18 protein-coding genes, 1 tRNA gene and 1 riboswitch are annotated in these 22,143 nt (G+C 67.1%); of the genes, 18 read left to right on the top strand and 1 reads right to left on the bottom strand.

Annotation, left to right across the window (positions count from 1 at the left end):
* Window positions 1–72: 72 nt before the first annotated feature.
* The 17 genes from argC (at window position 73) to BLM15_RS24665 (ending at window position 21,422) form a co-directional block, all read left to right on the top strand.
* Window positions 73–1,047 carry an N-acetyl-gamma-glutamyl-phosphate reductase gene (gene argC / locus BLM15_RS24745; protein WP_126115244.1) on the top strand — a complete coding sequence of 325 codons (975 nt, stop codon included), beginning with the start codon at window positions 73–75 and terminating at the stop codon, window positions 1,045–1,047.
* 846 nt (window positions 1,048–1,893) lie between these two features.
* On the top strand, window positions 1,894–2,922 hold the full coding sequence (locus BLM15_RS24740; RefSeq protein ID WP_126115243.1) for a DUF3616 domain-containing protein: 1,029 nt from the start codon (window positions 1,894–1,896) through the stop codon (window positions 2,920–2,922).
* A 52-nt stretch (window positions 2,923–2,974) separates the two neighbouring features.
* Window positions 2,975–3,538 (top strand): NUDIX hydrolase, encoded by a 564-nt coding sequence (locus tag BLM15_RS24735; protein WP_126115242.1) that lies wholly within the window; start codon window positions 2,975–2,977, stop codon window positions 3,536–3,538.
* Window positions 3,539–3,654: 116 nt separating this feature from the next.
* Entirely contained in the window at window positions 3,655–4,551 is an 897-nt protein-coding gene (locus BLM15_RS24730) for a hypothetical protein (RefSeq protein ID WP_126115241.1), read from the top strand.
* Between the two features lie 254 nt (window positions 4,552–4,805).
* Complete coding sequence (locus BLM15_RS24725; RefSeq protein WP_164547630.1) at window positions 4,806–5,888, top strand: PspA/IM30 family protein; 1,083 nt, start codon at window positions 4,806–4,808, stop codon at window positions 5,886–5,888.
* Entirely contained in the window at window positions 5,888–6,538 is a 651-nt protein-coding gene (locus tag BLM15_RS24720) for an OB-fold-containig protein (RefSeq protein ID WP_126115239.1), read from the top strand. Before BLM15_RS24725 ends, BLM15_RS24720 begins: the two co-directional genes overlap by 1 nt.
* A gap of 4 nt (window positions 6,539–6,542) precedes the next feature.
* Window positions 6,543–8,276, top strand: coding sequence for a flotillin family protein (locus tag BLM15_RS24715; protein WP_126115238.1), 1,734 nt, complete (start codon window positions 6,543–6,545; stop codon window positions 8,274–8,276).
* A 73-nt stretch (window positions 8,277–8,349) separates the two neighbouring features.
* A riboswitch (cobalamin riboswitch) is annotated at window positions 8,350–8,549 on the top strand.
* A gap of 122 nt (window positions 8,550–8,671) precedes the next feature.
* Entirely contained in the window at window positions 8,672–10,615 is a 1,944-nt protein-coding gene (locus BLM15_RS24710) for a TonB-dependent receptor plug domain-containing protein (protein ID WP_236846410.1), read from the top strand.
* Complete coding sequence (locus BLM15_RS24705) at window positions 10,612–11,472, top strand: ABC transporter substrate-binding protein (protein WP_126115237.1); 861 nt, start codon at window positions 10,612–10,614, stop codon at window positions 11,470–11,472. The genes BLM15_RS24710 and BLM15_RS24705 overlap by 4 nt, the downstream gene beginning before the upstream one ends.
* A complete protein-coding gene (locus BLM15_RS24700; RefSeq protein ID WP_126115236.1) occupies window positions 11,469–12,494 on the top strand; it encodes a FecCD family ABC transporter permease in 1,026 nt (341 codons plus the stop codon). Before BLM15_RS24705 ends, BLM15_RS24700 begins: the two co-directional genes overlap by 4 nt.
* The gene (locus BLM15_RS24695) at window positions 12,494–13,285 is read left to right on the top strand and encodes an ABC transporter ATP-binding protein (protein WP_126115235.1); all 792 of its coding nucleotides are present in this window, start codon (window positions 12,494–12,496) and stop codon (window positions 13,283–13,285) included. Before BLM15_RS24700 ends, BLM15_RS24695 begins: the two co-directional genes overlap by 1 nt.
* Window positions 13,282–14,286: a DUF6925 family protein gene (locus tag BLM15_RS24690; protein ID WP_126115234.1), complete on the top strand. Its 1,005-nt coding sequence runs from the start codon at window positions 13,282–13,284 to the stop codon at window positions 14,284–14,286. Before BLM15_RS24695 ends, BLM15_RS24690 begins: the two co-directional genes overlap by 4 nt.
* Before the next feature lie 88 nt (window positions 14,287–14,374).
* Window positions 14,375–15,982, top strand: coding sequence for an FMN-binding glutamate synthase family protein (locus tag BLM15_RS24685; protein WP_126115233.1), 1,608 nt, complete (start codon window positions 14,375–14,377; stop codon window positions 15,980–15,982).
* 165 nt (window positions 15,983–16,147) lie between these two features.
* On the top strand, window positions 16,148–17,308 hold the full coding sequence (locus BLM15_RS24680; RefSeq protein ID WP_236846409.1) for an efflux RND transporter periplasmic adaptor subunit: 1,161 nt from the start codon (window positions 16,148–16,150) through the stop codon (window positions 17,306–17,308).
* 4 nt (window positions 17,309–17,312) lie between these two features.
* Entirely contained in the window at window positions 17,313–20,447 is a 3,135-nt protein-coding gene (locus BLM15_RS24675; RefSeq protein WP_126115232.1) for an efflux RND transporter permease subunit, read from the top strand.
* Between the two features lie 86 nt (window positions 20,448–20,533).
* A tRNA-Arg gene (locus BLM15_RS24670) sits at window positions 20,534–20,610 on the top strand.
* 563 nt (window positions 20,611–21,173) lie between these two features.
* Entirely contained in the window at window positions 21,174–21,422 is a 249-nt protein-coding gene (locus BLM15_RS24665) for a BrnA antitoxin family protein (RefSeq protein ID WP_126115231.1), read from the top strand.
* Window positions 21,423–21,506: 84 nt separating this feature from the next.
* On the opposite strand, the gene BLM15_RS24660 is transcribed toward BLM15_RS24665, so the two are convergent.
* Entirely contained in the window at window positions 21,507–21,737 is a 231-nt protein-coding gene (locus BLM15_RS24660; protein WP_126115230.1) for a hypothetical protein, read from the bottom strand.
* A gap of 59 nt (window positions 21,738–21,796) precedes the next feature.
* Here BLM15_RS24660 and BLM15_RS24655 point away from each other — a divergent pair, with 59 nt between their 5' ends.
* Window positions 21,797–22,051: a hypothetical protein gene (locus BLM15_RS24655; RefSeq protein ID WP_126115229.1), complete on the top strand. Its 255-nt coding sequence runs from the start codon at window positions 21,797–21,799 to the stop codon at window positions 22,049–22,051.
* Window positions 22,052–22,143: the final 92 nt, after the last annotated feature.

Below are 22,143 nucleotides of genomic sequence, written 5' to 3'. Positions count from 1 at the left end.
TCGCGTTTCTGAACCCCCGCTGCCCTCGGCTCCGGGGGTTTTCTTTTGCCCGAACCCCAGAAGGACACCATCATGAGCATTCGCGTCGGCATTGTCGGGATCAGCGGTTTTGGCGGCGGCGAAGCGCTGCGCCTGGTCGCGAGCCACCCGTCTTTCGAGCTGGTCTACGCCGCACGCGAGAGCAGCGCCGGCAGCCGGTTGGTCGACCGCTTCCCCGGTGTGCCTGCCAAGCTGGCCGAACTGGTGATCGAGAAATGGGACCCGGCAACCCTGCCGAAGCTCGACGTGCTGTTCGCGTCGCTGCCGACGGGCGCCTCGGCCGAGGCGCTGTCACGCGTCCCAAAGGACGTGAAGATCGTCGATATCGGCGGCGACCACCGCTACGTCGAGGGTTGGGCTTACGGCCTGGCCGATATCTGGCCGGCTCAGATCGAGGGTCGGACCCGCATTGCCAACCCCGGCTGCTTTCCCGCTGCGACGCTGACCCCGCTGGCGCCGCTGCTGGCCAACAAGCTGATCGAGCCCGGCAATATCGTGATCGACGTCAAGACCGGCATCTCCGGTGCCGGCCGGGGCGGTGACAGCGAGTTCGGCTACGCGGAGAGCAACGAGAACCTGGTGCCCTACAGCCTACTCAAGCACACCCACATGCCCGAGATCGCCCGGACGATCGAGCGACTGAGCGGCGGCAGCGCAGCCGGGCTGGTGTTCACGCCACATTTGGTGCCGATGACCCGCGGCATACTCGCCACCATCTATTGCCGCGGCCACGCCACCACGGACCAGTGCCTGGACGCGGCCAGGCGCTTCTATGCCGGGCGCTCGTTCGTCCGCGTGACCGACAAGCCGCCGCAGACCAAATGGGCCACCGGCTCGAACCTCGCATTCGTTAGCTATGCGGCCGATCCGAAACGCAACCTGGTGATCGCGATGGGCGTGGTCGACAATCTCGGCAAGGGAGCCGCCGGCCAGGCGGTGCAGAATGCGAATCTGATCTGCGGCCTGCCAGAAACCGCGGGGCTGGACGGCGTACCTGTTTGGCCATGACGAAGTCGAGCCTTCAAACAGCTGATCAATCCGCTTTGTGGGTCCGCTCGGGTCGCAAGTGGACTTCAATGGCTCGCTCGCGGGGACAGTCCGCGACCTTATCCCCGCCCTCTCGACCTCCCGTATACTCGCCCGCATCCCATCCCCGAGGGGCGGCCATCCGGAGGCATGTCGTTTGGCGGGGTGGGTGCGGCGCCTGCGGCCGGGTTTGCACCCCGGACTCGGGAGGTTTCGGGAACCGACCTGGGGGTACTACGGCCCCTGCGCGAGGAGCTCGCTAGCTGGACGCCCGTCGATGACCAACCGCCCGGCCGCCGACGCGACGACCCGATGAGGGGAACTGGCGAAGGCGGCGGGCGGGATCGGTGGTGCATCCGAATGAAGCGCGGCCCGGAGCTTTAAAATCGCCGATGGCGGAGCGCCACGGGGCGTGCGGGTGGTGGCTCAATCCATCCGCGCCGCTTCCGTAGCTCACGGAAGCGGAATACCAAACCGCGCCTCGCGGCGCTCCGCTGCCCCTCATTGCGACAACGCCCGCGATGAGTCTGCGGGCGGGGATGGTGCTTGGGCGCGATCTTCCTTCTCCCCTCGGGGGAGAAGGTGGCAGCGCGAAGCGCTGACGGATGAGGGCAGCGCCGTGTCTCCACCCAGTCGAACCGCCCTCATCCCCTGCCGGACCTTCTCCCCCGAGGGGAGAAGGAGGCTGTAGGGACTCCCCCACTCATCCCTAAGGAAGAAGACAGCTCCTGCAACAAGACGTCTTTGCCCGGCATAAGAATTGGCACCCCGGCCTTTGAAACTTGCCGCCGGCACGCCTATCTCGCCTCTTTCCATCGGAGCAAGACCATGCGGCTTGCCACCCTGCCCGTCCTTTGTGCCCTCGCCTTGCTCACCGCCGGCCCTGCCCTTGCCGAGTCGCTGAAGCCGGAGCGCCGGATCGAGGCCAGCTCCGATTTCGCCGGCAAGAAGGGCAAGGCCGCCAAGGACATCAGCGGCATCGCCTGCCGCCCGCCTGCCGGCGGAGAATGGCGCTGCCTCGTCGTCAACGATGAGAGCAAGGCGGCCCAGTTTGCGACGCTGACGCAAACGACGATCCGGCCCGAGCGCAGCCTGCCGCTCATCGGCGACACCGCCCCCGCCGCAAGCGGGCGCCAACTGGCGATCGGCTGCCCCAAGCAGGGCGGCTTCGGCGAGTTCGACGGCGAGGGTGTCGCCTATGCCGACCGCACTTTCTATGTCGTCGGCTCGCATGGCTGCTCGCGCCATGGCGGCGAGTACCGCCCCTCCTCCTTCCTGCTGGCGCGCATCCCGCCCAGCAATGGCCAAGCCGGCGCGCCCGAGCTGAGCTGGCGTGTCTCCGACCTCCTCGCTGCCGCCGGCGAGGTCGCGCCTTATCTCGGCAAGCCGCTCGACGCCGAAGCGAATGGACTCAACATCGAGGGCCTCGCCGTCGTTGGCGATCGGCTCTGGCTTGGCCTGCGCGCGCCTTCGCTCAACGGACGTGCCTTCCTCGTCGGTGGCAGCGTCGCCGAGCTGTTCAAGCCGGGCAACGAGCCGGCGGCCACCAAGCCGCAACTCCTGGCCTTTTCGGCCGGAGCGCAGCGCGGCGTGCGCGACCTCGCCACGCTGGCCGACGGGCGCCTGCTCGTTCTCGTCGGCCCGACGCAGGAGCAAGACGTGCCCTATGCGATCGTCCTGCTCGACCCGGCCGATCCCACTGCCGCCCGCGAGCTCGGCGAGCTGCGCCAACGCAAGAATGCCAAGGCGGAGGCGCTCACCGTGCTGGCGGAAGAGCGCGACGAATTACGCATCATCGTCGGCTATGACGGGGTAAAGAACGGTGAGTTCGAGGAGTACCGGTTGAAGCTGCGCTGAGGCGGAGGCAAGCGCCTTCCCTGCCGCTGCCGGAGATGCGAAGCACGAGGCCATGAGCTTCCTTCCCCGCCTCGATTCCATCGTCTCCCGCTATCTCACCGAGGTCGCCGGCCCGCGCGAGCGGTTGGCGCTGCTGCGCTGGCAGATGGCCGAGCGCCACGCGCTCGACCAGCGCGAGACCATGCCGGGCCATGTCACCACCAGCGCCTTCGTGCTCTCGCCCGACCATGCGCAGATCCTCTTGATCGACCATGTCGTGATCGGCCGCTGGCTCCAGCCCGGCGGGCATTACGAGCCGGCCGCGACCTTCCATGAATCGGCGCTGCGCGAGGCGGTGGAAGAGACCGGCGTCGCCGCTCCCATCCTGCATCCCTGGCATCGCGGCGGCGACCTGCCCTTCGCCATCGACAGCCATGAGGTGCCGGGCAATCCGCGCCGGAACGAGCCGCCGCATATCCATCACGACCTGCAATATCTCTTCATCGCCGATCCGGCTTTGCCGCTGACGGCCCAGGAAGAGGAAGTCCACGCCGCCGCCTGGAAGCCGATCGCCACCCTGGCCGAGATCGCACCGGTGGCGTTTGCGCGCTTGCACACCCTGAGCTCCCACGGCTGAGCCACCCGCTGTTGCGCATTCGCAACAATGTAACGCCATGATCTCGCGATCGATCATTCGATATTGCGACTCATTCGCATTTGCGTAGGGTGGGTTAGCCAACAGGATCGCCAGCCATGCTCAAGCCCGCCGCCTTCGCCCTTGCCGTCTCGGGCCTGCTCTCGCCCGCTCTCGCTGCCGATATTCCCTCCCGCAAGGGCGCGCCGGTCGCGCCACCCGTGCTTTCGGCCTGCACCGAAAGCGAGGGCATCCCGACCGACGCCTTCGGCTTCACGACGGGCTCGGATGTCGCCGAGGTCGGCTCCTTCGGCGCGAGCCTGACGTATAATGGCGGCTTCGGTGTCCGCGACGGCCGCCAGGCCGCGCACGGCCTGCAGCTCCAGGGCTCCTACGGCCTGTTCCCCTGCTTCGAGATCGGCCCCTATCTGCTTGGCGGCTATACCGACGCCACCATCGCTGGCACTGGCGCCGACAGCCGCAGCTTCGGCGCCGGCGTCGAGATGAAGTACCGCCTGCTCGGGCGCGACCTGCACGGCATCGGCCTGACCGTCGTCGTCGATCCCAGCTTCAACCGCCTCGACCCGACCGGCGCCGGCAACTTCACCACCTACAACACCGGCATCCGCATCTTCGCCGACAAGACACTGGTCCCCGGCAAGCTCTACGCCGCGCTCAATCTCTCGCACGACCTGACCTGGACCGGTCCTTCGCCTTATGGCCGCTCGTCGACCTTCACGGTCGGCGGCTCGCTCGCCTGGCAGCTGATCGACGGGCTCTATCTCAGCGGCGAAGTCCGCCATCAGCGCCGCCACAACGAACTCGGCTTCGGCAAGGACGCCGGCTACGCCACCTTCGCAGGCCCCGGCATCTTCTGGCAGGCGACCAAGCAGTTCGCGATCTCGGCGGCCTACAATGTCCAGCTCGCCGGCAAGGCTAAGGGCCAGCCCGGCGATCTCGACATCACCAATTTCAGCCAGCATCTGGTCAAGGTGAAAGCCGCCTACAGCTTCTGAGCGGCCGGCCGTCACGAACCCAGAAGCTCGCTGGCGTTATCGCGAGGAGCACGACGACGAAGCAATCCAGGGGCGGCAGAGCTCGCAGCCCCTGGATTGCTTCGCTTCGCTCCCAATGACGATCCGTCGATCGAAATTCTTCACGTCTCGCTAATGCTTCGGCGCTGCGAGCGCTCGCTTCGGTTGCAGGCGCCTTGAAAGCACCAATGAAGTGCTTTATATTATGAAGTATGATCGCGAAGCCAAAAAACACGATGGCGCTGATCCTGAAGCCTTCGGCTGAGGACCGCGACGCGCTGTTCGCGACCCTGTCGGCCTTTCGTGAGGCGATGGCGATCCTCGACGGCACCAAGGGCGCCAATCTCGTCGCCCTCCATGAAGAAGCCTATGAGGAGATCCGCACTCGGACCGGCCTGCCCTCGCGCATGGCAACCCTGGCGCTGCGCGACCATGGCCGGCGTCAGGCGAACGAGCCGATCAACGATATCCCGCTCGACGCCAAGCTGTTCGCCGTGAAGGGCCCCGACAGCGTCAGTATCGCCACCATCGGCGGGCGCGCCATCGTCCCCTATTCTGTCGACGGCTATCGCGCCGGCTGGAACGACTTCGCCGAAGCGCGCCTCGTCTTCGGCGAGGCGTCGATCAGTGTCCAGATCGGCGTCCAAACCGATCTTTCCCCGCAAAAGGAGAGCACGATGTCCAACGAAGGTATCCTCGTCCGTCTCGGTCGTGTCATCGCCGGCGTCGTCAACAACGCCGTCGACGTCGCGGAAAGCTCCAACCCGGTCGCGGTCGCACAGCAGGCGGTTCGCGAGATCGGCAAGATCGCCGATGAGGCGCGCGCCGCGCTCGGGGTCGCCATGGCCGCCGGCCACCGGCTCAAGGCAAAGGCGGATGATCTCGACGCCGAAATCCGCGACCTCGACGAGAAGATCAAGACCGGCCTGGAGAAGGGCCGCGACGACCTCGCCCGCGCCGCCACGGGCGTCCAGATCGACCTGGAGGCGCAGCGCGAGGCCCTGACCAAAGCGCTCGCCGAGAACGCCGCCGAGGTGGCGGAAGCCGAGGCGACCCTGCGCAGCGTCGCCTCCGCCCGCGCCGACGCGACCAAGAGGCTCGAGGACGCCAAGCGGGCCGAGCGAGCCGTTCCGGCCGCGGCGACGCCGTCCCAGCGCAATGACCAGCGCCTCGCCGACGCTCTGGCTGCGGTCGAGCGCGTGACCGGGGTTCCCGCCAAGCCGACGGGAGGCGCCGCCGAAGTCGAGGAACTCGGCCGCCTGCAGCGCGACGACGCCATCGAGGCGCGGCTCAAGGCCTTTCGTGAAGGCCAGCGCTGATGGACGGGATCGTCCAGGCTGGCACGGCGCCGTTCTGGATCGCATTGCTGACGGTCGTCGGCCTCGGGCTCGTCGAGATCATCTCGCTGCTGCTCGGCGCCTCGGCCGCCGGTTTGCTCGATGATGGCATTGGCCATCACGGTCCGGACCATCATGATGCCGGCCTGCTCGGCGGCTGGATGTCCTGGCTCAATGCCGGCGGTGTTCCCATCCTCGTGCTCGCCGTCATCCTGCTCTCGGCTTTCGCGGCCTTCGGCTTCGCTATCCAGTCGCTCGCGACCGGCATCGGCGGCCCATTGCCGGCCCTGATCTCGGTGCCGCTTGCCCTGGCCGGCGCCGCCCCGGTGACGCGCTGGCTCAGCCGCGGCATCGCCAGGATCATTCCCCAGGACGAGACCAGCGCGCTCAGCCAGGCGGAGTTCGTCGGACTGATCGGCACCGTCACCATCGGGCCACTCGACCAGGGCAAGCCCGGCACGGTGCGCGTCAAGGACCGGCACGACAACATCCATGCGCTGCGGGCGACAGCCGCTCCGGGCCACCTCATCCAAACCGGCGCGCTCGTCCTGATCGTGGACGGCGCCGACGGTCTCTTCCAGGCTATCCCTGCGCCGCAGGAACTCGGCGCCGTCGACACCAAAGAGGGCTGACCAGATGGATTTCCTCTCACTCGGCATCATCGCCGGCGCCATCGTCGCCGGCATCGTCGTGATCGGCGTCATCATGACGTCGCTCTACACTAGGGCGGCGCGCGACAAGGCCTATGTCCGCACCGGTCTGGGCGGCAAGAAGGTCGTGCTCGACGGCGGCTCGATCATCCTGCCGATATTCCACTCCTATTCCTGGGTGTCGCTGAGCACGCTGCGGCTCGAGGTCAAGCGCTCCGAGCATGAATCGATGATCACCACGGACCGGATGCGTGCCGACATCACCGCCGAGTTCTACGTCCGGGTGAAGCCTGATGCCGACAATATCGCGCTCGCCGCCCAGACCTTGGGCGACCGCACCAACGACGTCGACGCGCTCAAGACGCTGGTCGAGGCCAAGTTCGTCGACGGCCTGCGCTCGGTGGCGGCGACGATGACGCTGCAGGACCTGCAGGAACAGCGCGCCGAATTCGTCAAATCGGTGCAGGCAGCGGTCGCCCATGACCTGCAATCCAACGGGCTGGAGCTGGAATCGGTCTCGCTCACTCGGCTCGACCAGACCGACATCAAGCATTTCAACCCGAACAACACCTTCGATGCCGAGGGCCTGACCGCCCTCACCAAGATCACCGAGGAGCGCAAGCGCGAGCGCAACCAGATCGTCCGCGACAACGAGGTCGAGATCGCCACCAAGGATCGCGAGGCCTCGCTGCGGCGCCTGACCATCCAGCGCGAGCAGCGCGACGCCGAGCTCAGCCAGGAGCGCGACATCGCCAACAAGACGGCCGAGACGCGGGCCGAAGCCGCCAAGGCCGAGCAACTGGCGCGCCTGAGCGAGGAGACCGCGCGGCTCGAAACTGATCGCGGCATCGCCGAGCGCGAGGCTCAGGCCCGCCAGGCACGGGAATCGGCCAGGATCGACGCCGAGCGTGGCATCGCCGAACGCGAGGCCGAGGCGCGCAAGATCACCGAGACCGCCCGCATCGATGCCGCCATCGCGGTGGCCAACAAGACCGAGGAAGAGCAGGCGGCCCGCGCCAAGGCCGACGCGGCCAAGGCTGCGGCGACGACGGCCGAGGAGCAGGTGACCACCGCTCGCGACGTCGAGATCGCCGAACGCGCCAAGCGCATCGCCGTGATCGATGCCCGCAAGGACGCCGAGCAGCAGGCGACCGCGGTCACCGTCAAGGCCGAGGCCGAGCGCCACGCGGCCGAGGACCTTGCCGCCGCGGTCAAGATCCAGGCCGAGGCCGAAGCCGAAGCGGCCAAGATCCGCGCCACCGGCGTGATCGAGCTCGGCGAGGCGCAGGCCAGGGCCGAGCGCGCCAAGAACGAGGCGCGCAATGCGCTCTCCGCGGGCATCATCGAGTTCGAGCTGGCCAAGGCCCGGATCGAGATCGTGCCGCTCGCTCTGGAGCAGGCGATGAAGCCGATCGAGAAGATCTCGGACATCCGGATCTTCAGCGCGGGCGGGTTCGCGAGCGCCCTTGCCGGGGCGCAGGGAGAGCACGCCGGCAACCCGATCGGCGACCTCTCCAGCCAGCTCCTGAGCTTCACCGCCCAGAAGCCTATCCTCGACGAGATACTGGCCCAGGCCGGCTTCAAGGGGTCCGATCCGACTCAGGCCCTGCTCGCCGCCTCGCTCGGCAACTCGATGCAGGCGTCGGCAACACCCAAGGCGGCTGCGCCCAAAACGCCGCTCGCCGGCAAGGAGCCGTCCCCTCCGGCCAAGCCGGACTGATCCTCGCAGATAATGGCGCCTCACGCGAGGGAACGCGGCGGCGGAGTCCGAATTGACCCCGCCGCATTTCCGCCCTACTCGTGAATGCGACGGTTCCCTCACGGGATCAAAAGGGAACGCAGTGCGGGTGGCCTGGCCATCTCATGCTGCGGCTGCCCCCGCAACTGTAAGCGGCGAGCCTTTCGCCACACGCCACTGGGGCCTCGGACCTGGGAAGGCGGTGAAAGGCGGTGACCCGCGAGCCAGGAGACCTGCCGTCAGCCGTGGTCACACGCGAACACATCGGCCGGGGGTCCGCTGATGGGTGATAAGCCTTTGCGCGCCCGTTTGCGGGAGCGGAGCGGATTATCTCGTTCGCGGTGACGTGCCACTGACGTTACCGCCGAGGTTTTACCGTGATCCGTTTGCCCAGCCCCGCCAAGAGCGGGCGTTTGCCTGTTGCCTTGTCCCTGCTCGCCGCCTCGACCCTACTGACGCCACTCGCAGCGCGAGCGCAATCGAGCGAGAAGCCGATCGCGCTCGACGAGATCGTCGTCAGCCCAACCGGCGTGCCGACGCCGGCCAGGGAGATCGCCAGCTCCGTCACCGTCGTCACGGCACAGGAGATCGAACGCCAGCAGCGCCGCACCCTGCCGCAGGCGCTCGCCGCCGTGCCCGGCCTCAACATCGTCCAGACCGGCGGCCCTGGCGGGCTGACCTCGGTCTTCATGCGCGGCACCAATTCGAACCACGTCAAGGTGCTGATCGACGGCATCGAGGTGAACGACCCCTCAACACCGAACCGCTCCTTCGATTTCGGCCAGATGCTGACCACCGACATCGAGCGGATCGAGGTGCTGCGCGGCCCGCAGAGCGGCCTCTACGGCGCCAATGCGCTCGGCGGCGTCATCTCGATCACCACCAAGCGTGGCGAAGGCCCGCCGAAGCTGACGGGCTCGATCGAAGCCGGCTCGCACGGCACCTTCAACCAGAGCGTCGGCCTCAGCGGCGGCAATGACCGCTTCGACTATGCCTTCAGCGTCAGCCATTTTCGAGCGGAGGCGACACCAATAACGCCGCCGGAACTCGTTCCGCCTGGCCGGCGCCGCAATCCCAACTCCTATGACAACTGGAGCTATTCCGCCCGCCTCGGCGCCCGCCTCACCGACACGCTGAGCGTCAACTGGGTCGGCCGCTATATCGACGGGCAGTTGCTGTTCACTAACGATTCCGGCTTCCCGAGCCGGCCGGATGCCTTCCGCTCCAGTCAGAACTACCGCCAGGCCTTCACCCGCGGCGAGATCGTCTGGGATCCGCTGGACGGCCGTTTCGTCAACCGCTTCGGCGTCTCCTACAGCAACCAGGATCGCTCCAACCGCCGGCCGAACGCCGCGGGCATTCTCGAGCTACCGACCGAGAATCTCGGCGAGCGCACCAAATACGATTGGCGCGGCGACCTGAAGATCACGCAGGGCCAGACATTGGTCGCAGGCCTGCAATATGAGACCGAGCGCTTCGACACCCCCAACAAGACCGTCTCGAACGGCAACAGGGGCGCCTTCGTCGAATTGCAATCGAACTGGACCGACCGCTTCTTCACCGTCGCCAATATCCGCTACGATCACGACGACAAGTTCGGCGGCCACACCACCTATCGCATCGCACCGGTCCTCATCGTGCCAGGCACCGAAACCAAGCTGAAGGCGAGCTATGGCACCGGCTTCAAGGCGCCGACGCTGAGCGAGCGCTTCAGCGATTCACGCCCGGCCTTCAACTTCTACGGCAACCCGAACCTCAAGCCGGAGGAAAGCCGCGGCTGGGATGCCGGCTTCGAGCAGCCGCTGCTGAGCGGGCAGGTCAAATTCGGCGCGACGTACTTCCATAACGACATCGACAACCTGATCCTGACCAACGCCGCGCGCACCTCCTATACGAACATCGGCCGCGCCACGACGAAGGGCGTCGAGGCCTTCGCAGCACTGGAATTGACGCCGCAGTTCAAGGTCCGCGCCGACTACACTTTCACCCTCGCCAAGGACGAGACCGCGCGCCAGGAACTGCTGCGCCGGCCGCGCCACAAGGCCAGCGTCACTGCGAGCTGGACGCCGATCGAGAAGCTGACGCTGTCGGCGACATTGATCTATCTCGGCGAGCGTATGGACGGGAATCGCGACTTCTCGATCGCGCGCCTGCGCGCTCCGGGAGCCGCCATCGTCAACCTTGCCGCCGACTACAAGGTCGACGAGCGGCTGACCGTGTTCGGGCGCGTCGATAACCTGTTCGACAAGCGCTACGAGAACCCGGTCGGCTTCCTGGTGCCGGGCCTCAGCGCCTTCGGCGGGATCAGGATGAGCCTGTGAGAGGGTTGGCCGCCCTCGCACTCGGCCTCTGGCTGGCGATCTTCGCCGGCCTCGCCCACGCGGACGATGTGCCGGCGCAGCCGCAGCGCATCGTCTCGCTCAACATGTGCACCGACGAGCTGGTGCTCCGGCTCGCGTCACCAAAGCACATCGCCTCGGTGACCTGGCTGTCGCAGGACCCGCGCAACGCCAATATGGCCGCGCGCGCTCTCGTGATTCCGGCCAATCACGGCCTGGTCGAGCAGATGCTGGCGCTGAAACCCGATCTCGTCATCGCCGGCGCCTATACGACACGCTCGACCGTCGCGCTGCTGAAGCGGGTCGGCGCGCCGGTGCGCGAATTCGGCGTGCCGCGCAATCTCGCCGAGATGCGCGCGCAGATCCGCGACATGGCGCAGGTGCTCGGCGAGCAGCAGAACGGCGAAGTGCTGATCGCGGAGATCGATGCACGCCTCGCCGCGCTGGCGGACCGCCCTCGCCCCGCAAACCCGCGCGCCATCGTCCTGCGCCCGAACGGCTTCACCACCGGGCGCGGCTCGCTCGTCGACGAGATCCTGACGGCGGCGGGGCTGACCAACCTCGCCGCCGAGCTCGGCATCAACAATTACGGCCAGATCGCGCTCGAGACCGTCGCACTCGGCAAGGCCGATATCCTGATCCTCAACACCACGCCGGACGGCCCACCCTCGCTCGCTCATGAGGTCCTGCACCATCCGGTCCTCGCCCGGCTCGGCGACCGGCTCAAGCTCGTCGCCCTGCCATCCAAGCTCTGGACCTGCGCCGGCCCGGCGGTGGTCGATGCGATCGAATTGCTGCTCGACGCGGCCGCGCCGACACCCGCCGGATCAAGACCATGAGCACAGCAGCCATGCCATCGTCCGCATCCGACGGGATGTCCTATTGGCGGCTCGTCGCTTTGCTGGCCGCCGCCACGTTCGTTATGGCCGTGCTGTCGCTGGCGGTCGGCTATGCCGAACTCGACCTCTTCGCCGCGCTCGGCGACTGGATCGCAGGCCGGCAGAGCCTGCCCGCGCTCGTGCTCGTCGAATTGCGCCTGCCACGCGCCATCCTCGGCGCGCTGGTGGGCTTCAGCCTCGGTCTCGCCGGCGCGGCTATGCAGGGCCTACTGCGCAATCCGCTGGCCGAGCCCGGCATCGTCGGCATCTCCAGCGCCGCCGCCTTTGGCGCCGTCACCGTGTTCTATTCCGGCTTCGCCGGCGCCTTCGCGCTCGCTTTGCCGCTCGGCGGCATCGCCGGGGCGCTGCTCGCGGTGCTCCTGCTCTTCGCGCTCAATGGCCGCGGCGCCGGCACGATGACGCTGATCCTCGCCGGCGTCGCGATCAACAGCTTCGCCGGGGCGATGACCTCGCTCGCGCTCAATCTCGCGCCCAACCCCTATGCCGCGCTGGAGATCGTGTTCTGGCTGATGGGCTCGCTCGCCGATCGCAGCCTGATCCATGTCTGGCTGGTGCTGCCACTGGTGCTCACCGGCTGGATCCTACTGCTCTCCAGCGCACCGGCGCTCGACGGCCTCACCCTTGGCGAGGACACGGCGCGCAGCCTCGGCTTCGACCTGACCTGGCTGCGGGTCCGGCTGATCGGCGGGGCGGCCCTTGCGGTCGGCAGCGCCGTCGCCGTCACCGGAGCGATCGGCTTCGTCGGCCTCGTCGTGCCACATCTCCTGCGCCCGCTTGTCGGCCACAAGCCCGGCCGGCTGCTCCTGGTCAGCGGCTTCGGCGGCGCGATCCTGCTGCTCGCCGCCGATACGATGCTGCGGCTGATGCCGATCCGACCCGAGCTCAAGCTCGGCGTCGTCACCGCCCTGATCGGCGCGCCCTTCCTGTTCAGCCTGATCCAGCGCCTGCGGCGGGAGGCGTGATGCGTATTGAAGCGAACGGCATCGCGATCGCCTTCGACGGCAAGCCGATCCTCGCGGGAATAGACCTTGCCCTGCGGCCCGGCGAGCTCGTCGGCCTGATCGGCGCCAACGGCGCCGGCAAGACCACTCTCCTACGCATCCTCGCCGATCTGCTGCCGCCGGCGGCCGGCACGGTGCTCTATGATGGCGTGCCGGCAAGGGCGCTGGGCCGCTGCACGCTCGCGCAGCGTCTCGCTTTCCTCGCCCAGGGCGGCAGCGTGCAATGGCAGATGCGGGCGGAGGCCGTCGTCGCGCTCGGCCGCCTGCCGCATCGGCGCCCCTTCGCCGACCTGACCGAAGCCGACAAGGCTGCGATCACCAAGGCTTTCGCCGCCACCGACGCGACCGCCTTCCGCGAGCGCAGCCTCGACAGCCTGTCGGGCGGTGAGCGCATGCGCGTGCTGCTGGCGCGGGCGCTGGCGGTCGAAGCGGAGATGCTGCTCGCCGACGAACCGCTGGTCGGGCTCGACCCGCGCCATCAGCTCGAGGCGATGGCGCTGTTCAGGCGCATCGCCGCTGCCGGCACCGGTGTCGTCGTCGTGCTGCATGATCTCGCGCTGGCTGGACGCTTCTGCGACCGGCTGGTCCTGCTCGATGGCGGCCGCATCCTCGCCGACGGCTCGCCGGCCTCGGTGCTCGACGATGGCAACCTCGCCCGCGCCTTCGGCATCGCAGTCGCCCGTGGCAGCCGCGACAGCGAAAATTTTGTCCTGCCTTGGCAGGCCCTCGACCATGGAGAATCCGGCAGATGACGGCAGATGACGTGACCAGCCTGATCCATCAGGAACTCGCCACCGCGACGACGCAATGGAATGTCGGCACGTTCGGCGCCATCGCCGAATTCCTGCGCGATCCTGGCGAGCCCGTCGAACTCGGCGCCGGGCCAGGCCGCCTCTCCGCTGTCACCGATCGCGGCGGCATCGGCTTTGACGACCTCTCAAAGGTCAGGCTCTTCGCCTCCGAAACCGCGGTCGGCCAGGGCTGGAGCCATCGCGTCGCACTCTGCCTGCCGGAAGCCATCTGCGCGATGAACCGACGCAGCGTCCTGACAGAGCTCGGCCCGGACGAAGCGGCTCTGCGGCCGCAGGATCGCGCCGGCATCCTGTTCGACATGGGCCTCGGCACCTTGCAGGTCGACATCTGCATCCGCACTGGCGATCCCGAGCTGATCGCGACCTTGCGCTCCGTCGCCGGCAAGAGCCTGTTCGAGCCCGGCAATCCGGCGATGGCGGCGATCGTCGCGAAGGGCCCGCATCGCGTCTTCGTCACGCGCGCCGGCCGCTGCGAGGTATACCAGCCGATCCCGCCGGCCGACGGCAGGAGCCCGGAAGGGCCGCACACCCATGTCCTGCCGCAATTGCTGCGCAACGGCCGCACCCACGCGGCGACCGAGCCGGTCCCGGATGGCTGGGTGCCCTTCGCCCATCTCGTCCCGGCCCACCCGCTGAAGGACGCCATGGCCCGGCCGCGGCCTTGGGACGGCGCGGCACATGAGCACTTCCAGGCGCTCCTTGCTGCCACCGGCGATCCCGAACTCACGGCGTTGAAGCAGGAAGTTCTGGAAGCGATCCGCTCCGGCTCCGATCCCGCCGGCTTCCGCGAGCCGGCAAACAAATTTGCCCGCCACACCCTGCGTGTCACGCTGCGGCAGTTGCGGGCGGGCTCTCCATCATCGGGCTTGTCGCGCTGGCTCGAAGCCTTCGACAAGCAGGAACCGTCGAACGAAGACGCTGACGCTTACGGCCATGCCTAGCCGGCAAGGGCCTCCGATCCTCTCGCCGATCGTCTTTCGAATCTATCAAAGCTAGAAGGAGGGAACCTCGTTCGGACAGGTGTCGGATATGACGTTGCGACTGAGCCGCTTCACCACGCTGATCGTCTGCATTCTGGTCGCGCTCATCACGGTCCCGCTGGCCTTCCGCTACAACTGGTTCTGGCTACCCGGCCTGCTGGCGACGGCGTTGGCGCTGCTCGGGCTCTGGGACCTTGCCCAGACCGAGCACGCGATCCGGCGCAACTATCCGGTGATCGGCCATATCCGCTGGTTCGCCGAGCTGGTCCGTCCCGAACTGCGCCAATACCTGTTCGAGGCAGACGAGGAAGCAGCGCCGTTCTCGCGCTCGCAGCGCTCGCTGGTCTATCGCCGCGCCAAGAATCTCGCCGGCGACCATCCCTTCGGCACGCTGCTCGACGTCTATCGCGACGGCTATGAGTTCATCGGCCATTCGACCCGGCCGGCGCCGGTCTCCGATCCCGAGCGCTTCCGCATCACCATCGGCAACGACCAGTGTCGGCAGCCCTATTCCGCCTCGGTATTCAACATCTCGGCGATGAGCTTCGGCTCGCTCTCAGCCAATGCGATCAGGGCGCTCAACACCGGCGCGCGCCTCGGCCGCTTCAGCCACGACACCGGCGAGGGCAGCATCAGCCCCTATCATCGCGAAGGCGGCGGCGACATCGTCTGGGAGGTCGCCAGCGGCTATTTCGGCTGCCGCGACGAGCATGGCCGCTTCGATCCCGAGCGCTTCGCCCGGCAGGCCACCGACGCCCAGGTTAAAATGATCGAGATCAAGCTGAGCCAGGGCGCCAAGCCCGGCCATGGCGGCATCCTGCCGGCGCCGAAGGTCACGCCCGAAATCGCGGCGACGCGCGGCGTCCCGGTCGGGCGCGACTGCATCTCGCCGCCGAGCCACAGCGCCTTCTCGACCCCGCTCGAGATGATGGCCTTCATCGCGCAATTGCGTGAGCTCTCGGGCGGCAAGCCGGTCGGCTTCAAGCTCTGTCTCGGCCATCCCTGGGAGTTCATGGGCATGGTCAAGGCGATGCTGGCGAGCGGCGTCGTGCCGGACTTCATCGTCGTCGACGGCGCCGAGGGCGGCACCGGCGCAGCCCCGGTCGAGTTCAGCGACCATATCGGCCTGCCGATGCGCGAGGGCCTGCTCTTCGTCCACAATGTGCTGGTCGGCGCCGGACTGCGCGACAAGGTCAAGATCGGCGTGGCCGGGCGCATCGTCAGCGCCTTCGACATCGCCAGCGTCCTCGCGATCGGCGCCGACTGGGCCAATGCCGCCCGCGGCTTCATGTTCGCGCTTGGCTGCGTCCAGTCCCTGTCCTGCAACACCAATCGCTGCCCGACCGGCGTCGCCACCCAGGACGCCGTCCGCCAGCGCGCACTGGTCGTGCCGGACAAGGCGCAGCGCGTCCATCGCTTCCACGCCAACACGCTGCATGCGCTGGCCGACATGCTGGCGGCAGCCGGCCTGACCCATCCCGAGGAGCTCGGCCCGCACCATCTCGTGCGCCGCGTCAGTGCCACCGAGATCCGCCTGTTCTCCGACCTGCACGTCTTTCTGGAGCCTGCCGAGCTGGTGAGCGGACGCTGCGAGCACGCCTTCTATCGCCGCAACTGGGATCTCGCCCGGGCCGACAGCTTCGACAGAGCGTCGTGAGTGCATTCGCACCGCGCCGCGAACAATATTCCGACGCGCCCGATCGGGCCCGTAACAAGACCGTAGCGTTCCCCGTAGAAAATGCTCAGTATCGACGTGGGATAGGGTTGTGCGCGCTGCAGTTGACGACCGCGGCAGTGCGTTGGCGGCGAAGAGGAGGGGCCTATGTCTGAGCTTTCACGAATGGCGCGCGTGAAGCGGATCTCTTCGGCCTTGCATCTCCCCGTCATGGCGCTTGCGGCCGCTTTCGCTTTTGGGCCGACGACAAGCATCCTCGCCCAGCAGCCTGCGCCCGCCGCCGTCCCGGTCGGCACCGTTACCGCCGAGAAGCGCGCCATCACGCAATCGGCCGACTTCGTCGGGCGCATCGAAGCCGTCAACCGCGTCGACATCCGCGCCCGCGTCACCGGCAATCTCGAGGACGTTCTGTTCAAGGATGGCGCGACCGTCACCGAGGGCACGCCGCTCTTCCGCATCGAGCGCGCGCCGTTCGAAGCCGCCGTCGAGCAGGCGCAGGGCGCGCTGGAGCGGGCCCAGGGCACCCTGCAGAACGCCAGCCTGCAACGCCAGCGCGCCGAGGATTTGCTGCGCACCAATGCCGGCTCGGTCGCCATCCGTGACCAGCGTGTCGCCGAGGAAAAGGGCGCGCAGGGCGACGAGACCACCGCCGCCGCCAATCTGAAGACGGCGCAGATCAATCTCGGCTACACCGAGATCAAGGCGCCGATCTCCGGCCGCATCGGCCGCACCAAGCTGACCAAGGGCAATGTCGTCGGGCCCGATAGCGGCGTGCTGGCGCAGATCGTCAGCGACGATCCGATGTATGTCACCTTCCCGGTCAGCCAGCGCGAATTCCTGGCGCTGAAGACGAACCGGCTGCCCACCGATGGCTCGGCCCCGCTCGTCAGCCTCAAATTCTCCGATGGCTCGACCTACGACCAGAAGGGCCGCGTCGACTTCGTCGACGTCTCGGTCGAGCGCGCCACCGATACTGTGCTGGTGCGCGCCACGCTGCCCAACCCGGCGGGCCAGCTCCTCGACGGCACGCTCGTGCGCGTCGCCGTCCAGGCGCCTCAGAGCGAAGAAAAGGTGCTGGTGCCCCAATCGGCGCTGATCGCCGACCAGCAGGGCTCCTATGTCTTCGCCGTCGAGGACGGCAAGGCGGTGGCCAAACGGGTCAAGATCGGAGCCGAGGCCGGCTCCTATGTCGTCGTCGAGCAGGGGCTCGCCGGCAATGAGCAGATCGTCATCCAGGGTCTGCAAAATCTGAGGCCGGGCGTGCCCGTCCTCGCCTCGCCCGTGACGCCGCCGGCCGGCCGGAGCTGAGCCCATGCTGAGCTCCGTCTTCGTCGACCGGCCAAGGCTGGCCATCGTCATCGCGCTCGTCACCACGATCGCGGGTCTCTTGTCGCTCTTTGCGATCCCGGTGGCGCAGTATCCCGATATCGTGCCGCCGCAGGTCTCGGTGACGACCTCCTATCCCGGCGCCTCGGCTGCCGTGGTCGAGCAGACCGTGGCGCAGCCGATCGAGGCCCAGATCGTCGGCACCGACAAGATGCTCTACATGAAGAGCGTCAGCGGCAATGACGGCAGCTATTCGCTGCTGGTCTCGTTCGAGCTCGGCACCAACCCCGACATCAACAGCGTCAACGTCAACAACCGCGTCCAGATCGCCCTGTCGAAGCTGCCGCAGGAAGCGCAGCGCAGCGGCGTCGTCGTGAAGAAGAAGTCGTCGGCGCTGCTCGGGGTCATCGCCGTCTATGCGCCGAAGGGCAATTACGACACCCTGTTCGTCTCGAACTACGTCACGATCAACCTGCTCGACGCGATCCGCTCGACCCCGGGTGTCGGCGACGCCGCGCTGTTCGGCGCTCAGGACTACGCCATCCGCGCCTGGATCCGCACCGACAGCCTGACCGGGCTGAACCTGACCACTGGCGACATCATCGCCGCCATCCAGGCTCAGAACGCGCAGGCGGCTGTCGGGCGCATCGGTGCCCGCCCGATCTCCGACGATCAGCAATTGCAGCTCAACATCCAGACCAAGGGCCGCCTGAGCACACCGGAGGAGTTCGGCAAGATCGTGCTGCGCACCAATGCCGACGGCTCGGTGCTGCGGCTCTCGGATGTGGCGCGCCTCGAACTCGGCGCCGCCAATCTCGATCGCGACACCAGGTTGAACGGCGGCCCGGCCGTGCTGATCGGCGTCTACCAATCGCCCGGCGCCAACGCCATCACCGCCCTCGACTCGGTCAAGAAGACGATCGGCGACCTCCAGAAATCCTTCCCGGAAGGCCTCGAATGGAAGGTCACCTATGACCCGACCGCCTTCGTCACCGCCACGATCCACGAGGTGCAGAAGACGCTGATCGAGGCCTTCGTCCTCGTCGTGCTCGTCGTTTATCTGTTCCTGGGCAATCTGCGCGCCACGCTGATCCCGACCATCGCCGTGCCGGTGAGCCTCGTCGGCGCCTTCATCGTGCTCAACGCCATCGGCTATTCCGCCAACACCGTCTCGCTGCTCGCCGTCGTTCTCGCCATCGGCATCGTCGTCGACGACGCGATCGTCGTCATCGAGAACGTCGAGCGCGTGATGGAGGAGCATCCCGAGCTGACGCCGGCCGAGGCGACCAAGCGCGCCATGGGCGAGATCGTCGCCCCGATCATCGCGATCACGCTGGTGCTGCTCTCGGTCTTCGTGCCGGTCGCCTTCATCCCCGGCATCTCGGGCGAGCTCTTCCGGCAGTTCGCGGTCACCGTCGCGGTCGCGATGGTGCTGTCCGCCATCAACGCGCTGACGCTGTCGCCCGCGCTCTGCGCCATCCTGCTGAAGCCTCACCATGGGCCGCGGCGAGGGCCGATCGGCTACGTCATGCGCGGCATCGACTGGACGCGCGACCGCTACGGCTCGGCCGTGGCGCGCCTCGTGCGCGTCGCGCTCATCAGCATCGCTCTGACCGCGGCCTTCGGTGCCGGCATCTATGCGATGGGACGGATCACCCCGACCGGCTTCCTGCCGGAGGACGACCAGGGCGCCTTCTTCGTCGTCGCCCAATTGCCCGACGGCGCTTCGATCGGGCGGACATCGACGCTCGCCGCCGAGGTCGAGGGCATCCTGAAGAGCGAGAAGGCGATCGCCGACTATTCCACGATCATCGGCCTCAACTTCCTCGACAACTATTCCCAGCCCAATGCCGGCTTCTTCGTCGTGACGCTGAAGCCGTTTGACGAGCGCAAGGGCGCGGAGGACTCGGCCTCGGCGGTTATCGCCCGCCTGGCGCAGAAGTTCCGCGCCGTGCGCGACGGCACCGTCGTGCCTGTCGCTCCGCCGCCGATCATCGGCCTCGGCAGCGGCGGCGGCTTCAGCTACGTCCTGATGGACATGGGCTCATCCGATCCCAAGGCGCTCGGCCGGACGCTGCGCGGCCTCACCATCGCCGCCAACCAGGACCCGCAATTGCGGCGGGTGTTCTCGACCTTCTCGGATTCGGCGCCCTCGATCTATCTCGACATCGACCGCGACAAGATCCAGATCCTCGGCGTCGCGCTGAGCGACGTCTTCCAGGCCCTGCAAGCTTCGCTCGGCGGCTACTACGTCAACGATATGAACCTGTTCGGCCGGACCTGGCAGGTTCAGGTCCAGGCCGATGGCACTGATCGCGCCTCGGTCAACGACATCTACCGCATCAATGTCCGCAGCAAATCCGGCGACATGGTGCCGCTGCGCTCTTTCGTCGAAGCCAAGGTCGTTGTCGGCCCGCAGGCGCTGATCCGCTACAACAACCGCCTGGCCGTGACGCTGCAGGGCTCGCCCGCTCCAGGCGTGTCCTCCGGCCAGGCGCTGAAGGCGATGGAAGCGGTCGCGGCCAAGACACTGTCGACCGGCTATCGTGGCGAATGGACCGACGTCTCCTTCCAGGAGAAACGGGCCGAGGGACAGACGGGGATGATCCTCGCCTTCGCGCTGCTGTTCGCCTATCTCTTCCTGGTCGCGCTCTATGAGAGCTGGACCATCCCCGTGCCGGTTCTGCTCTCGGTGGCGGTCGCCGTGCTCGGTGCCTTCGTCGCCATCGTTATCGCCAAACTGACGCTCGACCTCTATGCCCAGATCGGCATCGTCGTGCTGATCGGCCTCGCCGCCAAGAACGGCATCCTGATCGTCGAGTTCGCCAAGGAGCTGCGCGAGAAGGGGCACCCGCTCCTGCATGCGGCGACGGAGGGAGCGCGGCTGCGCTTCCGCCCGGTTATGATGACCTCCTTCGCCTTCATCCTCGGCCTGCTGCCGCTCGTCATCGCCGAGGGGCCGTCGAAGCTCGCCAGGCGCGATGTCGGCACGCCCGTCTTCGGCGGCATGCTGTTCGCGTCCTTCCTCGGCATCTTCGTGATCCCGGCGCTCTACGTCGTCTTCCAGGGCCTGCGCGAGCGCCTGCGGCCATCGACCCGGCCCAAGGAGGAACAGGTCTAGAAGCGGACTGCAGGAGACGAGAGCCGCTCCCGCAAATTCCCTCGTTGCCCAAGCCGCGCCAATCAGCTATCCAGCCTGCACGGTTTGCGCCCGTAGCTCAGCTGGATAGAGCGTTGCCCTCCGAAGGCAAAGGTCACACGTTCGAATCGTGTCGGGCGCGCCAATCAAATCAAATACTTACACTCATTTCCGCCGTTCGTGCCACACAGCGACCAGGTTCAATGCTGCGGGCGCGTCACGCTTTTTGCGGCGCTCATAGCCGCCTGCACGCTGTTTGCTGGTTGCCGCACGAGCGCTGGAATCGAAGCCGAGCGAGATGCGGAGTTCCAAACGCTCCTCGGCGGATCGATGGCCGACTTCATGCGGCGCACCAGCCTGACACCGTCCGATGCGTACGCAACCGGTTCGGGGCGATCCTTCCTGGTGTTCGGTCCCTCCACAGCGCTAGTGCTCCCAGGAAGCTACGGGGCCCCAACCGTCGCGCGAAGTTTCCAATGCCGAATGCTGGTCGAGACGGAAGCACTCGACGCGAAGGGCACGGCAGACACGTGGCGTGTGACGCGCATCACGCGAAGCGGGCCGTGCTAGCGTGAGATAAGACCCTAAGCTCGGAGTCGAGCTCGCCATGGCGATCAACGCAACATCCGCGCCTTCGCCTTGGCATCATACCTCCATCCAGCATCAGCTCACGGGACGTTGAGCGCACGACATAGAGTGAGACTTCACATGAGCACTGACAGAACGCGCCGGCCGACGAGCGCTCGCGACAAGGCTGAGGCGCTGTTCAGGCCCGCCGCGTCGACAGCGCCGGCAGCTCCCGCGAAGCAGCCGACGATCCCAGGCGCAAAGGAACTGGTCTCGCTGCGGATCGACCGGGATGTGCTCGAGCATTTTCAGAGTGGCGGATCTGGCTGGCAGGATCGCATGAACGCGGTGCTTCGCCGTGCCGCCGGTCTGGATAGCGATGAGGCTTGAAGCCCGAAGAGTTCAATTCGTCGAGTGGCGGATGAAGCCGAAAGATCAACCAGCTCGCGGCCCGCGCTGAGCAGGCGATTTAATTCAATTGTCCGTCAGAAGAGGCTGGCCTGTTCGATTTTTTCGGCCTGGACTAAAAAGCCCGCGCAACCAGCCTTTGGAGGCTGAACGGTCGCCGTCGCGAGCTAACTCCGCGAGGTCCAGCAGCAACACCCGGATCACAGCGCGCTCGCTGCCATGCTCCTCGACCAGATCGTCGATCTCGGTCTCCATCTCCGTCATCGGCGACGTGTCCGGCAGAGGCACGGCAGACATGGGTTGCGCTCTCCCGCATGAGAACATACTGAGAACGATACCAGAGAGAGAATCAAGTCGTGGCCGCACTCGACAGCTTCTTCATTCAGCCCTTCAGGACGCACCGTAAGCGCCTGGTGCCGAGCCAGCGCGTGCCGTCAAAGACCCGCCACCATGCGCTGAACGACGGCGAGCGAATGGCCCGCACGGCCGAGGGGCTGGCCGTGATGCACGTCGTCGCAGACGACGAAACCGGCGAGGTCAGCGCCATCGCCGTCCTGGCGCGGCACGGGGAGATTCCGGAGGAGTTCGAGGAGCAGATCAGGGCGCTATGAACGCAAGCCGATGACGCTCGTGCCCGCGCTGGACGCAGCCCCCCAATGCGGCGGAATAGGCAGGTCTTAATGTTCCCTTAGCGCGCCGACTC

This window comes from Bosea sp. Tri-49, assembly GCF_003952665.1.
In the GTDB taxonomy this organism is placed as follows: domain Bacteria; phylum Pseudomonadota; class Alphaproteobacteria; order Rhizobiales; family Beijerinckiaceae; genus Allobosea.
This window is presented reverse-complemented; position numbering and strand designations above follow the sequence as displayed.

Excerpts from the sequence above, each read along its gene's own strand:
- BLM15_RS24675 (WP_126115232.1), top strand. The coding sequence starts at position 17,313 with ATGCTGAGCTCCGTCTTCGTCGACCGGCCAAGGCTGGCCATCGTCATC.
- BLM15_RS24680 (WP_236846409.1), top strand. The coding sequence starts at position 16,148 with ATGTCTGAGCTTTCACGAATGGCGCGCGTGAAGCGGATCTCTTCGGCC.
- argC (WP_126115244.1), top strand. The coding sequence starts at position 73 with ATGAGCATTCGCGTCGGCATTGTCGGGATCAGCGGTTTTGGCGGCGGC.
- BLM15_RS24700 (WP_126115236.1), top strand. The coding sequence starts at position 11,469 with ATGAGCACAGCAGCCATGCCATCGTCCGCATCCGACGGGATGTCCTAT.
- BLM15_RS24725 (WP_164547630.1), top strand. The coding sequence starts at position 4,806 with ATGGCGCTGATCCTGAAGCCTTCGGCTGAGGACCGCGACGCGCTGTTC.
- BLM15_RS24660 (WP_126115230.1), bottom strand. The coding sequence starts at position 21,737 with ATGTCTGCCGTGCCTCTGCCGGACACGTCGCCGATGACGGAGATGGAG.
- BLM15_RS24690 (WP_126115234.1), top strand. The coding sequence starts at position 13,282 with ATGACGGCAGATGACGTGACCAGCCTGATCCATCAGGAACTCGCCACC.
- BLM15_RS24715 (WP_126115238.1), top strand. The coding sequence starts at position 6,543 with ATGGATTTCCTCTCACTCGGCATCATCGCCGGCGCCATCGTCGCCGGC.
- BLM15_RS24730 (WP_126115241.1), top strand. The coding sequence starts at position 3,655 with ATGCTCAAGCCCGCCGCCTTCGCCCTTGCCGTCTCGGGCCTGCTCTCG.
- BLM15_RS24665 (WP_126115231.1), top strand. The coding sequence starts at position 21,174 with ATGAGCACTGACAGAACGCGCCGGCCGACGAGCGCTCGCGACAAGGCT.
- BLM15_RS24740 (WP_126115243.1), top strand. The coding sequence starts at position 1,894 with ATGCGGCTTGCCACCCTGCCCGTCCTTTGTGCCCTCGCCTTGCTCACC.
- BLM15_RS24720 (WP_126115239.1), top strand. The coding sequence starts at position 5,888 with ATGGACGGGATCGTCCAGGCTGGCACGGCGCCGTTCTGGATCGCATTG.
- BLM15_RS24735 (WP_126115242.1), top strand. The coding sequence starts at position 2,975 with ATGAGCTTCCTTCCCCGCCTCGATTCCATCGTCTCCCGCTATCTCACC.
- BLM15_RS24685 (WP_126115233.1), top strand. The coding sequence starts at position 14,375 with ATGACGTTGCGACTGAGCCGCTTCACCACGCTGATCGTCTGCATTCTG.
- BLM15_RS24695 (WP_126115235.1), top strand. The coding sequence starts at position 12,494 with ATGCGTATTGAAGCGAACGGCATCGCGATCGCCTTCGACGGCAAGCCG.